Source organism: Paenibacillus massiliensis 2301065 = DSM 16942 (genome assembly GCF_000377505.1).
Classification (GTDB): domain Bacteria; phylum Bacillota; class Bacilli; order Paenibacillales; family Paenibacillaceae; genus Paenibacillus; species Paenibacillus massiliensis.
The window spans coordinates 1-14,996 of the sequence record NZ_KB898196.1; the positions used below are offsets into that span (position 1 = coordinate 1).

A 14,996-nucleotide genomic window follows, 5' to 3' on the forward strand; every position below is an offset into this window, starting at 1 on the left:
TTACCACGACATGCTGCCAAAGGTTGGCGCCCAAATCAGCATGTCTCGCCGGGGCAATTGCCTAGACAACGCCTCCATGGAGAGTTTCTTCTCGCATCTCAAAACGGAAGGACTCTATCCCTATGATATACGAAATCTGGCAGAGGCACAAAGACGAATTGAGAAATACATACGTTTTTACAACCGAAGACGACCACAGCGTAAATTAAACAAACTGACGCCGGTAGAGTACCGACGCCAGTTTCTAGCTTAGGTGTTTTTTCAATGTCCACTAAATGGGGTCTTGACCAGTCTCCATTGGGTTCTTTTCTACCAGGAATGTACCTGACAATCTTAAATATACATATCTCAAAGCTTAATGATATTATCGGCATTTCCCGATGCTTATTGCACTCTTTGCAGGCAGGATATTCACTTATTTTATGGGCTTGGTTGTAGAGCAAACCTTCATGTTACGATCAGATTATTGCATTTGTGCTGTCCATACGAAGAAGCATGTTCATTCAAACATAAATAGAATCGCCAATATTTACAGCATGTGGAATTTATATAGGTAATTAGCCTTGATTTAATTCCATGAAATGATAATATTATCCGGTGATTCTGATATTTTTCTACTATTTCCAATGAGAGGATGATTCTATAGAACCATATCTTAAAGACTAAAAAAAGAATAATAGGGGTGTATACACTTGAAAGCAAGAAAGAAATCTTGGAGTCGCTTGTTATCTTTATCGCTCGCTGGCGCTTTGGCGCTGTCAACCTTTACCGCAGGTACATCTGTGTTGGCTGAAGAATCTGCCATACAGGCTTCATTTCAGGACATTGGAGCATCCTACGCTAAGAATGAAATTATTGCACTGGCCGAGCAAGGCATCATCTCTGGTTTCTCTGCCAAGGAGTTCAAGCCAACCGAAGCCGTAACGAGAGCACAGTTCGCCAAGATCATGGTCAAAGCCATGAAGCTGGAGCCAGATGTCTCCGCTGCTGCTGCATTCAAGGATGTTCCTGAGAATCAGTGGTATGCCGGGTATGTTGGCACGCTGGTGAAAGCCGGAATCGCACAGGGAACCTCTGCGGAGACATTCGCACCGAACAAGACCGTGACACGCGAGGAGCTGGCTGTATTCTTCGTCAGAGCCTTTGGCTGGGATCAGCAAGTCTCCCCTGCTACGCCCGACAAGCCCGCCCTGGCCGACCTGGCGCAGGTGTCTGACTGGGCAAAGCCAGCAGTAGAGCTGGCTTACCAAAGCGGCTTCATCAAAGGTGCAGTCCAAAAGGACGGTAGCGTGCAGTTCCTACCAACGAAGGTCGCAGATCGTCAGGCATTGGCCCGATTGACTTATGAGTACGCCTTTAATCCCTCTGCTTATGAAGCTTCTGTGAAGCCTACGGAAGAACAAGCACCGGATAATACCAGCGAGCAAGCAGCCGGTACGACGACTCCTGCTGGAGGCGGTGGCGCCAGTACGTCCACAGACAAAGATAAGGACAAAGGTACGGGCAACAACGGCAGTGGCAACGGAACCGACAACGGTAGCGGGAACGGAAATGGTGGAACGAGCAGCAAGCAAATCACCGCTCCGGGCACCTATACCTTGGGCAAAGTGAGTGGCAATGTGTCCATTACTTCTGCAGATGTCATTCTCAAGAATACAACCATCCAAGGAGACCTCACGCTCCAGAGCTCCATTGGCAACGGCGATGTCACCTTGGAGAACGTAACGGTAACTGGCAAGACGAATATTTTCGGTGGCGGACCTAACAGTATTCATATCCAAAAGTCCGTGCTTGCTACCCTGTTCGTCAACAAGAGTGATGGTAGTATTCGTCTCGTCGTAGAGGACGGATCCAACGTGCAGCAGGTGGAGTTCCAGTCCGGTGGTAAAATCGAGAATCGTGGCAGCACCGTGGGTCCAGTAGATATTCTGGAAAATGTCCCTCACAATGCTCAAGTCGTGCTGAGTGGTAGCTTCGATAATGTGCTGGTACACGCTGCACAGGCTCGCATTGAGCTTGCTGAACAGTCCAGTATCGGCAACCTGCAAATATTTGAGCAGGCAATCAATGCTTCCTTTGATCTGAAGCAGGGCTCTACAATCTCCCGTGCTATCGTTAATGCTGTAGTGGAGTTCATCGGTGAAGGAGCACTGAGCTCTGCACTGGTTCAAGTAGACGGTGTTAGCTTCGATCAGCTGTCGCAGCCGCCTGTCATCGAGGCAGATCCTACGGTTACCAGCGTAGTGTACGCACCCGAGCAGGTGACACTGTCCAACCTGCAATCTCAGCGTCAGGTTATCATGACAGGGATTACAGGCTCAGCCAATAAGGATCTGACCAACCGCGCGGAATGGAGCATTGTAGACACGTCTATCGCTGTGGTAAATCCGGAAGGGTTTGTCACGGCTAAAGGCGAGGGCACTACTGAGCTACATGGGAAATACGGAAATCACGAGATTACAGTACCTGTAAACGTATCGGTATCCGTATATCAATCGGTGTATGAAGATACCTACGGTGTCCCTTATCCATATATTGATTGGATTGCTGTGACGAATGGCGAGATCACAGCCGTATTTTCCGACAATGTAGATGTTGAGCAGTTGTCTATCGAAGACTTGGTGATAACGGCTTACGTGGACGGGCAAGTACACCAGCTTGAGAATTTGAAGCTGCATTACAATGGATTGAATATGGCAACCATTAACTTTGATCCGGTTCATGAATATGGCGGCACCTTGTATGTCACCGTGGAGTCCGTATCGGACATGGCCAAATTTTCAGGAAGCCAGAGTGGTAATATCCCTCTCACTGGATTCGGCGGACAAATCAAGGATGTCGATGGTAATCCTGTAGTTCTGGACATTAAGATTCGCCAGGGACTGGGTAACAAGACTGGCAAGATTGTCTTCCAGACCACGACGGATGAGAACGGCAGATATTATGTGAATCTCGCACCAGGCATTTACACCGTCGAGTTAGGTGGAGAAGGCACTCCATACATTACAACCTATCTGACAGGCGTCGCAGCAATCAACGTGAAGAACACCAACGAGAATTACACCGTAATCAAAGTACCCGAAGCGAACGAGACTCGCATTGTACTGACATGGGGCAGAGATCCGCGGGATTTGGATTCTCACCTGATCGGGCCAGCTGTAGGAGAAGGCCAGTTCCATACGTACTTTAGCGATAAAGTGTACAAGCATAACGGATCGCTTATCGTAGACCTGGATCTGGACGATGTTACCTCCTACGGGCCAGAGACGACTACCATTCGACGCAGTCTCCCTGGCGAGTATACGTTCTATATTCATCATTATGCTGGCTTGAGTACCATTCGGAACTCTTACTCCAAGGTCGAAGTATTCCGCGGCAACGTGGCTTCTCCAACCGAGGTGTACAACGTAGCTCCGGGTAGTGGTAATGAAATCTACTGGATTGTATTCAAGATGGTGGTGGCTGAGGATGGTACTGCAACGTTCCAGACCATCAATGAATTCACGAACACGAACCCTGCCAAAGGCTCTTATGTGAATTATTCGGCAGATTAATAACACTAATGTTAAGTGGTAGTAGTAGAGTGAAGGTAGCGTAAACGGGTATTAGAGGAATAAGCAATAAGAAGGCTGAAAAAACACGGGTCTCGTTAGCGAGGCTCGTGTTTTTGTATTATGGAAGGAGAAACCTCGCATTACGTGGGTTTGATGAATTTCTTTATTTCTTTGGACCAGCCTTTGATTATGACTCCATCATTTCTTTCTAACATCAAACTTATTGAGCCAGTACACAGGTCTCACTGTATTGGATATAGATTTGAGTGACTCTAATGTTTCTTTCTTTTTTTAGTTTGATTGCATCTGACTGGCTTTGGAAGTAGCCACCAGATTCAATTGGCACTGGGTAGTGGTATAAAGAAAGACCTTGAGGATTTGCCACCCCCAAGGCCAAGTTAAACATCACCATTAATTATAAACTTTATATCCTTTAGCGATTACCCACCCATTAAGACCATACGAAGCTGAAATCACATAATAGTTATACTTTTCATTTTGTAAATGTTCAAGCAAATCCTCTGGTTTTTCATAATGCATTGGCCACCCGTAGTTCTTCTGTTTCTCCAATAGTTCCTTGTTATTTTTGAGAAATCGGCTTACTTCAAATGTGCTAATATCAAAAATAATACTTCCCTGTAACTGTGTGTCAAACATATGAGCCAGGACATCAGTAAACTCGATAGTGGTGGCAACTGAATCTTCGTTACCATCTAATGTTTGAATTGTAATTCTAGATTTCCGAAAATCAACTTCATAGGAAACAATTTCATTGTCGTGAATATTTTTCATTTCCACTCCAACCCCCTATCATAAAAAGAGATGTATTATTTGCTTCTTTTTGGAGAACCACTACTCCAATCCCAAGTATGTCTATGAGGGAATTCATGGCTATTGTCTCCATTTGAGTGTTCATAATCAATGTCTTCTATAGCTCGCCCGTTTTTGTCATAATATCTTCTCTGCGTCAATGTACCCTTCTCATCATAAAAGTCTACTGAAGAATTCGGTTTACCAGTCGTCGGCAAATTTCTCACCGTATCAGTTTTCTGTACAGTTGTATGATTTTCATATGGCTTACCTTTTGAACGAATAGAAGAAGTATTACCCTTCCCCTTAGAAGACCCATTCCCTCCAAGAACAGCACCCGAGCCAGCAAGCCCATACCCCTCTGCAGCTGCCATTAACTTTTGATCCCAGCCATTGACAAAGAAGTAATCAAGCTCTTTCAGCGCCCATTTTGCACTTCCTGGATTACTAGGATTAGTCGAAAGGCTAAATAGATACATAAACTGGTTCTGTGTCATTTCCCCGTTATATGCCTGACCAAACATGGAACGCTGATGTTTAGCAATAAGTTGTCCTAAAAGCTGATTCTGTACTTGACTGCTTGCTCCCCGTGCATGAATAATGCTGAGAGTGTCTTCAGATGTTGCTACACTATAATAATAACCACCTGCACCTGCTCCAGCTACATGCATATGCCCCGTCGGGTCCACATACTTCAACGGGTTATTGCTCACATACGTATACCAGTTCATAGTCAGCGGATTCGCAATCTCGCCCTGATACGTATCCTCACCCATGAAGCGTCCCATGCTTGGGTCATACCAGCGAGCACGCAGGTATTGCAGGCCTGTCGTATCGTCCCAATACTCCCCGGCATAGCGCAGTACATTGGGTACCGTCTCCTCCGCTGTTAGCGGACCGCCCCAGATGTCATAGCTATACTGATTCAGCGTCTTGCCACTGCTATCGCTGAGACCTACCACATCGCCATGACCATTGAGGTGGAAATATTGCAGCTGATCCGTGGTCAGGTCCTTACGCGCCCAGATGCGGCCAGACAAATCATAGATATATACATACGTCATCTTCGGCGTTCCGCCTGCTACTTCTGCTTCGGCAATCAGCTTGGCTTCCTCATCGTAGTAATAACGAGTGGTCTTGCCAGCAGAGGTTCGTTCGTACAGCAAGCCGTCTCCGTTATAGCTGTAGCCGACTTCGATACCTTCTCCTGCCGCTTTGGTAAGACGACTAAGTGAATCATACGTATATTCGGCGTTCTTCAGACCGAACAGCTTCCCACTGCCCATGCTGGCACGGTTCCCGTTCGCATCGTAGCTGTAGCCGCGGCTCTCGTCACCCTGTGTCTCTGTCCCGATCCGGTTCAGGGCATCGTATCCGAACGTATCTGTAGTGCTATTGTTGGTTATGCTCGTGATGTTCTTGCTTCCATCCCACTCATATCCGAATTGCTGAAGGGGAGTCCCGGATTGAGAGACTGCCATACCGGTCAGATCATTCCCCTTGTATTGAAAGCTAGTGCTCAGTCCGTTCGCAGAGGATTGACTCTTGATTAGACTATTCGGCGTGTAATCGAACGTCATGCGATCCAGGGACCCTGTCGTTCCTACGGACTGAAGCCCAGCAGATCCACTACTGCCATTGTTCACATCCAGCTCGGTTACACGGCTCATGCGATCCAGAGCTGCCGTTACGTTCGTCTCTTCACCAGAGGGACTGGTAACCGTATAGCCTGTCCGTGACTGTGTGTTGTACGTATACCGGATGGACGTACCGTCCGGGTATGTCAATGTGCTCAGGAAGCCATTATCCGGCTGATAGCTGTAAGCTGTAGTTCCATGTGCGTCCGTCATCGTCAGACGTCGTCCGACACGGTCATACGTATAGCTGGTGCTGAAGTCAGGGCCCGACCATTTCGTAATCAAGTCATCCTGATTATATTCGAAGCGAATGGCCTCAGACTTTCCAGTCATGATCTGTGTCACATTACCGCGTACATCGTACGTATTCGTCGTCTGGCTGCCCGATGCCTTTTGCAGCAGCGTACGCCGACCAAGCTCATCATATTGATAGTAGTTCTGCTGGCCATCCGGGTACTTCACCAGCATCAGATTTCCGCCTATTGTATACGTGTATTGCATGGTCTGCCCCATCGGGTCCGTGACCGAGGTCATCTGCCCTCGTGCATCATACGCATAGCTTGTCGTCTGAGCGTTGCCATCTGTGGTACTTGTAGTCATTCCTGCGAGATTATACGCATAGGACTGCAAAGGCTGGAAGGAGCCGTCGCGTTCCTCCTGAATGGAAGTCACACGACCAAGAACATCCATCGTCTGCCGCTGACGATTCCCTGCTGGATCGGTGTAGGTTACCGTGCGCTGAGCTGCATCGTATGCCGTAGTGTCACTAGTACCGTCAGGATAGCTGGTTCTAACGTTGCGTCCTAAAGCATCATAGCTGTAGCGGGTGACCGCACGCTCGGCATCGCTACTCTCGATCACGTTGCCCTCTTCATCGTATCCATAGCCATAGACCGCATCTGCTGTCTGTTGTTGCACCAGTTGGCCGAATGGATTGTAGAACAGTGAGCCTGGGATGCCATCAGGACCTACGAGTGTAATATCATTCGTAGCATCATTATACGTAATGGAGGTCTGAGTCCCATCACTATGTGTCGTCTGAGTCAGACGTCCGACAGCATCGTAGACATACGACTCTACACGACCCGAAGCATCTGATCTGGACTTGAGCTCCCCCGTTGAATAATAATCATAGTTATTTTTTACATTTCTCGGCAGACTTTCGCTGGTAAGCAGATAGGAGCCGTATGGGGATTTGTAATCCATCCAGGCCACCATCGACTGCTGGTTCTCCGCATCCATCTGGACCGTCCTGCTCGTCGGATGTCCTTGTCTATCATAATTGACCCGAATATCGGACAGCAGCTTGCCTCCGGCACTTCCCTCACGAACCTGAGCTGATCTCACGCTGCCCTGAAGATTATAATCATAGACCTCTACAGCATTCTGAGTACCACTGATCTTCGTAGACACTTGCTGTGGCAGCACCCAGAAGATAGAGGAATCTCTTGATGTTGCATACTGATAGCTTGTCTGCTGGCCCGTACTAAGTGTCTGGGACAACGGCAATCCATGTTCATTATAGGTATAGGTTGTAGTAAGCAGACTGCCTGGATTCCCATTCTCACTGTAGCTCTCAGTCTTCTGGACGGGCAGATTCCACTCCCGCTCCAGATCATAGGAATAGCTCGCTTGGTAACCCGTAGTTCCCCCTTGATGTCGATAATCTGACAGATACAGGCGATTCGGAGCATTCGCCGCCACGAAGGTTTTGTCCCATTTATATGTCTCTGTAAGTCGTGCTTCATTCACAATCGTCTTCCAGCTGGCATCCTGACCATAGCTCGCCAGATCTTCCCCACTGTAGCTTAGCTTCACGTCACGGAGCTTGCGATCCCCGGCAGTAGTGCTATAGAGATCTACTCGGGAATTCACTTTATATACATGGGCAGTACCATATACGCCGATTCGTTTCTCAGCAGCTTCATAACGGAAGTCCGTCATCGCTGATGTGGGTCGAACAATACGGGTCAAGAGTGCTGCTGTATTAGCCCCTGCTTCCCCCATACTGCCATCTACGGCTGTTACGACATTGAATGGTGATGTACTGAATTGATACGCGTACCTTGTGCTTCGTGACAACGGGTCCAGCACCTCTGACAATACGCGTTCTTCCCCGTCACCTCTCTGCCGATACGTGTATTGACGCTGCGTCCCCGTCTCTTGAATAGACAACTGATTGCTTCCGTAGCTAAATACCAATTCTCGTCCGTCATTATTACGAATACGGCTAATCCGCTTATCCGTACCAGAGCCTACGTAGTTGAACTCGACCCGGTTGCCATAATGATCGGTAATTAGAATCAAGTAGCCTTCCTGATCCAGATAGTATTGATGACCATTCAACTGGCGAATGAGATATTTACTAGGGACCCCATTCACCGCTTCACCTGATGTACTGGATACCTTCAGATTGTTCCATACGTAGCCCTCAAGCTCCATAGCCTCTGTCAGTGCATAGGTACCTACACCCGGCATAAATAGATACTTCTGACCCGCATGTTCCTCAATAGAAGGCAGATTCCAGCTCCAGCCTCTTCCCAGAGCAGTAGCTTCCTCACGGCGAGGAGTGACTACGTTCCGATACACACCCGTCTCTGTATCCAAGCTTGCTCCAATCAGATCGTTGGATTTGGCACTATCATATACCCGGGTCAATGGGAATGGCAGCGAGCCTTGCAAGACGAAATCCGTAGCTTGTACAACCAGATTCCCCTCAGTGACAGATACACCGTTATCTCCATAAGACTTGATATAGCGAGAAGCATCGTCGGTTAATACAGCCTGTACTATCGCACTACCATCATATGGGCCGTATACATCTGCCAGTACGGATGCCATCAGGCTGGAGATATTCCCTACACCCGGTAGCTTCATGCCCCCATCCATACTATAGACATCTGCCTGAACCGTGTGTTCTCCATCATAATTCACAGCTTTCGAGTCAGTTACTTCTGTATTCGGACTGTCATGGGGTGCCCCATTACTTTCTTCATCCGATACTGTGTCCACAGCAGATACATCATCCGTAGATTCACTGTTGTCTGCTACTGTACCCTCAGTTCCGTCAGTTCCATTCGTTTCGTTTGCAGGCAGGCTGTCTGCTGCCGTACCATCAGCTGCAGCAGGTTCGTTAGCAGGAATCGTATCTACTAGAACAGGCGGCTCCTCAGCCACCGTCTCCATGACACGCAGCGGAGCCTGAGATGTAGCCAATGAAGACTCTGTATGGCCTTCCTCTATAGCTCGATAGATTTCATATAGTGTAAAACCCTTGTCTACCTGCTCTTGTAGCCACTGCTCATCCTTGCCCGTCTGCTCCTTCAGCCAGGTCCAGGTAATAATCTGTGGCGAGGAAGAGGTAGTCTCCTCCTCTGCTGCCTTGCCTGAGGCCCACGCTCCAAAATCTCCAAGCAGTAGCAGTAAGCACAGCAATGAGATTATACTTCGTTTAATCACAGAATCACCCCAAGATCATATATTTTAAAATGGGAATATCTTTTTCGTACGTTTAATGACATTTCCGTTCCGATCGTATTCAAGCTGGATCTGATCCCCCGTGTATAGCGTCGTGCTCTCCAAGCGGTTGCCTTTTCCGTACTGATAGGTTGTGTCTGTTCCCACTGGCATAAGGGCTGCCTTGATGACTGTCGTCAATGCCGCCTTATTCTTTTCCTCCAGCTTCACATAGACCGTCTGCCCGGCCTGTAGCTCCCATTCCAGCACGGTATAGTCTCGTCCATAGAGCTGCTCCAACTGAGAGGAGGAGACGAGCAGCTTGCTCATAGCAGCATCCTCATACAACGATATAATGGGTTCTTGGTCTGGATTTAAGCTCTCTCGCACAGCAAAACGGTAGCGCCCCGTCTGTAATGGTGTGAAGTAATATAGCCCTTGTGCACTCGGGCCGAAATCTGCCTTCTTCTCTACCAGCTCAATCAGCTCTATGAGATTGCCTGTAACAACCTCCTGCATGTTGAAGACCAGATAAGGAGCCCCGAAGGCTACTCCCGTCACTGTGCTGCGCAATTTTGCCGAGCCCTGAGCAGGAACCTCCTGACGATCACTCACCTGGGTCGCACTCTCCCGAATAATGTTGCCTTGAGCATCTGTAATGCGAGCCTCATACAGCAAGCCCGTGCCCGGAACCTGCACCGCAGCAAGCAGAGATGCCGGATATGGACTTGTAGAGGTGAAGATCACTTGCTTTCCTGACGACAGGGCAATCTTCCGCAAGGCTGGTTCTGTGCTTGGCTCTGCAACGAGGTTCTCGCCATACTGGAACGTCACTGGCATAGCTGAGGTCACTGTCACGATGATGAACTGCCCCGCATTTAGTGAAAGGGATGTCCCCGGTTCGTTCATGCCTATAATGCCTGCCTGAAGACTATTGTCAGTTCTGGCCGTATAAGCCGCATAATCGAACAAACGAGTCCCCGCAGTCCCATTAGCCTTGAGCACCGCTTGTTCTGATCCCGCCACCGTGAATTTATAGCTTTGGCCTTGTCTTAGCGTAATCTGCCCATTCTCTGGTTGAGGCTCAGGTCCAGCAATGGCTACCGGTTCTACCTGGAACAACCGATATACGGCTCCAATCACGGCTGGTGTCTGGGATACCGTATGGATGACTGCCTTTCCGCCTGCATGTACAGAAGGCAAGGCTACCGTGTCATCCGACTTGCTGGCTTCTGTGCCATCGGTCCGATAATTCGTGTAGCTCCAACGAGCCGCTGGGAGTGAGTCTTTATCCAACGTCTTGTCCTGGCTACTAATATTCGTGAATTGATAAGCTTCATGCTGTTGTATGGTCATTCTGTGGAATGCTGGCTCAGCGCTTGGAGCGGTTTGAATACGATCTGTAAATGTGAACTGTACAGGATTCCCGGCAATATTGGTTACAACAGCCTCTCCCCCGCCGAGAATACTCGGTTTGGTTGTCACGCCAAAGCCGTCCGTTTGAACCGTACCATTCGGACGATAGCTGGCGTAGTCCAGCTTGGTGCCTGCCTTGGCAGCATTATGATCGAGTGTATAGGTATCCGTGCCTTGGTTACGGAATACTGCTGATTCACCAGGCATCAGTGTAAGACGCTGCAAACCATTGTCTGAATCTTGTCCTTTAAATATGCGATACACACCACCAAAGGTGACCGGGTTCGTAGTCACTGTCGTAACTGTAATCTTTTCCCCTGCTCTGACCCCTGGTTTGAACGTAGTACGTGTATTGCTGCTTCGTTCCTTACCACTTGCATCATAGATAACATAGCCGTATCTTCGCTCCTGGCTAGCGGATGTGTTCGCACGCAGATACGCAGTCTGGCTGCTGACATTGGTGTAGGAATAACTCTCGCCTTGGGTCAGAGTAACCCGAATATAAGCAGGCTCAAGGCTTGGAGTGGCCGTGAAATCATCCGTATAATCAAATACGATCGCCCGCGTGCCTGTCACACTCACTACAGCCTCTCCCCCGGCTGGTACATTGGGACTTGTGTTCATATTCATGCCATGTGCCGCCAGCCTCCCGTCAGCTCTATACATGGCATAATCGAAGCTGCTGCCAACCTGACGAGAATTATTTATGATCGGATTCAGCCTCGAACCATTGTTATTGAATACATAGGATTCACCTGGCTGAATCGTTATGCGCGTAATAGCTTCATTAGAGCGATACTGCTCTGCAAAAAGAGTGTAGACAGCCCCAATGGTAATAGGAGAAGAGGTTACCCCCGTTACAGACACCAGATTGTTCGGCATGACGATCGCGTTGCGCGTCGTACTCATTCCCCGTGAACGCTCCGTCCCATCCTCGTAATAGGTCACATAGTCCATTTTCCGCTCAGGGTTGCTTGATCTGCTGTCGCTATCGAGCCGCGCCCTTTTGTCGCTTATGTTAATGAATTCGTAGCTCTCACCCTTGCTCAAGGTAACCCTTATGAAGGCGGGTTCCCCGCTCTCTTCAGCCATAAAATCATCTGTATAGTCAAACTTGATAGGGACGGTGCCTGCTACCGTGATAATAGCGTAGCCTCCAGCAGGAATAGACGGCTTGGTTTTCTGATTGAATCCCTTGCTCTTAAGGGTATCGTCCTCATCATATACGGCATAATCGAAGAGCCCGCCAATCGTCGATGCATTATTCTTGATCGGATTGCTGCGTGAACCCGTATTCGTGAATCTGTAGGATTCTTCCGGTCTCAGTTCGACCTGACTAATAGCCTCTCCCGCTCGGTCACCCGAATCAAAGATGCGATAAGGCACCCCAAACGTAACAGGCGTAGCTGTGACCTGGGTAATGACGATGTATCTTCCTGCAGCGATCGGTGGCTTAGTATATGTATTTCTTCTACTATTGGCCTCTGTTCCATCTGGATAGTAGACAGCAAAATCAAACCGATCCTTGGATGTACCTGTACTTTCCAGAGTAAACGATTGATCACTTTCATTAGTAAAACGATGACTCTCCCCCATTTGAAGGGTGGCACGCTGGTAAGCAGGCTCTGTACTTGGCTCAGCTGTGAAATAACCATATGGAAAAGCAACGGTCACTGGCATGGACGAAGCACCTGTGATGATCAGCTCATCCCCGTCATACAATCTGGGATTAGAGGTACCCTCCAGCCTGGAAGAGCCCAGCTTCCCGTTATTTTCGTAGACTGCATAATCGTAGTACATATTGGAGGCAGAAGCCGCGTCACTGCTGATGGAATGTCCGCTGTTCCCCTCATTCACGATTCGATAACTATCCCCCATCTCAAGGCTGTAGCGCTCCATAGCTGGATTAGGTGAAGCAGCATACATCACAGGGTCTTTTATGGTTATCGTGATCGGACTAATCCCGACAGCCGTAACATAGGTAACACCTTCAGGTTGAACAATCGGAGTGTTCACCGAATCGATGTTATCCGCATAAATGGCACCCGTCGCACGGTAGGAGACATAATCAATATAATTTCCCTTGGCCTTGGAGCCGTCATGGCTAAGCGACTTCGCAAGCGATGAATCATTGGTAAATTCGTAGGTCTCGCCAGGGTAGATCGTAAGCGTATCTGAGGCAGCTGCAAGCTGCATCAGACGATTCTGCAAATACACACTATCCAACACAGAAGTGGGAAGGAGCTCAGTCTCTATAGACTCCACATTCTCTACCGTCTCCATGGTCTCTACACGCTCTACTGTTCCTGCACTCCCTGCAATGGATGATTGCCCAAACACCGGAGAACTGCCCACAACTTGAAGCAGCATGATGATAGCTAACACCAAAACACTTAAAGATTTACTAAATATCCCTTTCATGAATACCTCCTTGATCATCTGTAAGCTGAATCCACATGGACCCGAGCTCTTAACATTTTCAGTTCAATTTATATTGCAAGAAAAGATAATAATTTGATATCAACCTCCTTTTATTCCATTTTAAAGAATCCAACCCTTTATATCGGCGGTATTCCTACTATTTTTAAGCTGCAAAACGACGCTTTTAAGTCTTCTAAGTGTTGCATTCGAGAGCATAGCGTAGCTCCACAAAAAAAACAGGAGAGAGATTCCTAGAGAATCTCCCTCCTGTTTTACAGGTTACGCATGGATAACTATTTCATTTATGGCGACATTACACCGCATAGCAGACGCTTCTATAGAGTCCGTTGCAACAACAGGCTTCATCCCCTACCGCTACTGCTTAATCCGTAACACACGGATACCCCAAATCTTTACCTTACGACTATACAGCGGCATCCGTCCTCTTGAACCCGATCAGATTCAAAGCGAATACAAAAAGTGGAATCCCCGTAATCAGCCCCCACATCCCGAAGAAATGCTCCGACATTACCAGCACAATGAATGTGTAGAAGATCGGAACACTGACCTTCTTGGACATTAGCTTCGGATTCAGGAAATACGCCTCCAGCATATGAATGAACACGATCAGAATCAGCAGATACGCTACATAATGGAACCCCCCAAGACTGTACGCAATAAGACTAAGCGGCGCCATGGAGAGCACGACTCCAGCTACTGGAATTAATCCTGCTGCGAAGATGACTACAGCCAGCCCCAGCAGATTCGGGAAGCCCATCAACCACAGCACGGCGGTAGTAATCGTACAATTAATCAGGGAGATAGCCACCTGTGCCTCCAGCACCTTGCCGAACGTGCTCAGGAACAGTCTGCCTAGCTCCCCCGCCTCGCGGAAGAACCAGCTGAAGCGGCTTTCCTGGAAGGAAGCTGTGAAGCGGCCAATGTATTTCGTGTCCAGCAGGAAGAACAGGCTTAGTACAATCGCTAGCACGAGCTGGGTACCCAGATGACTGGTCTTCAGCAGGAACTCCATACCTGGGGTGATCAGACTCTCCAGATGAATACCCTGCATGAAAGTGACGAGGAGCTGGCTCCATTCATTTTCATGCGGATTGTGGAAGGCCTCTTGGATCATAAGGTACAGCTCATTGACCTGGGTCGATACGAGCGGCACCATTCGATACACACCCCAAGCTACAACCGAAAGCAGAAGAACATAGAGTGAGATGACGATCAGAGCCGGTGGAAGCCGTACAATGCTGGATAATCGCTTCGTGACAGCCCTATATAGACCTCCAATCAAGATGATCAGAATCAATGTGAGCAGCAGGACGTTCATCATACTTTTCAGGGAGACTACAAGCAGACCAAGCACAACTAGTACACTGATCCGCCGGAATGAAGCATGGTTCAATACTTCTTTTATATTCAATATCATTACTCCTCTATTATGGCATCATTTGCCGCTCTTCCACCGTATCGCTTCTGCGGATGATTTCACACGTAATATATCACAATTTGACGAAATATTTCAGTTTTTCTTGTTTGGTGTCTGCCCTACTCGACTGTTTCACTCGCTACGGGTCTCACAGGTCTGAGATAGCAAGTGCTATCCCGCAAATTTGATGCTGCAGCAAGCATGTCGAATTTATGTAAATTTTGTAATATAAATTGATTTTCCTATGTATAAAGTATCACTATC

6 protein-coding genes are annotated in these 14,996 nt (G+C 48.2%); 2 read left to right on the forward strand and 4 right to left on the reverse strand.

The annotated features are described in order from the left end of the window. Together D328_RS0121160 and D328_RS29545 are read left to right on the forward strand one after the other, a co-directional pair. The coding region (locus tag D328_RS0121160) for an IS3 family transposase (protein ID WP_018887043.1) at nt 1–253 on the forward strand (253 nt) is incomplete at its 5' end. A gap of 439 nt (nt 254–692) precedes the next feature. Further along, nucleotides 693–3,554, forward strand: coding sequence for an S-layer homology domain-containing protein (locus D328_RS29545; RefSeq protein ID WP_018887044.1), 2,862 nt, complete (start codon nt 693–695; stop codon nt 3,552–3,554). 411 nt (nt 3,555–3,965) lie between these two features. Here D328_RS29545 and D328_RS0121170 read toward each other — a convergent pair whose 3' ends face one another. From D328_RS0121170 to D328_RS0121185, 4 genes are all read right to left on the reverse strand, one after another. Next, on the reverse strand, nt 3,966–4,346 hold the full coding sequence (locus tag D328_RS0121170; RefSeq protein WP_018887045.1) for a hypothetical protein: 381 nt from the start codon (nt 4,344–4,346) through the stop codon (nt 3,966–3,968). Between the two features lie 35 nt (nt 4,347–4,381). Beyond that, nucleotides 4,382–9,460, reverse strand: coding sequence for an RHS repeat-associated core domain-containing protein (locus D328_RS0121175; RefSeq protein ID WP_018887046.1), 5,079 nt, complete (start codon nt 9,458–9,460; stop codon nt 4,382–4,384). Nucleotides 9,461–9,484: 24 nt separating this feature from the next. Next, entirely contained in the window at nt 9,485–13,294 is a 3,810-nt protein-coding gene (locus D328_RS0121180; RefSeq protein WP_018887047.1) for a hypothetical protein, read from the reverse strand. Nucleotides 13,295–13,718: 424 nt separating this feature from the next. Then, entirely contained in the window at nt 13,719–14,726 is a 1,008-nt protein-coding gene (locus D328_RS0121185; RefSeq protein ID WP_018887048.1) for an AI-2E family transporter, read from the reverse strand. Nucleotides 14,727–14,996: the final 270 nt, after the last annotated feature.

What these genes read in the sequence shown, in the direction of transcription:
- D328_RS0121180 (WP_018887047.1), bottom strand. Translation starts at nt 13,294, where the DNA reads ATGAAAGGGATATTTAGTAAATCTTTAAGTGTTTTGGTGTTAGCTATC.
- D328_RS0121170 (WP_018887045.1), bottom strand. Translation starts at nt 4,346, where the DNA reads ATGAAAAATATTCACGACAATGAAATTGTTTCCTATGAAGTTGATTTT.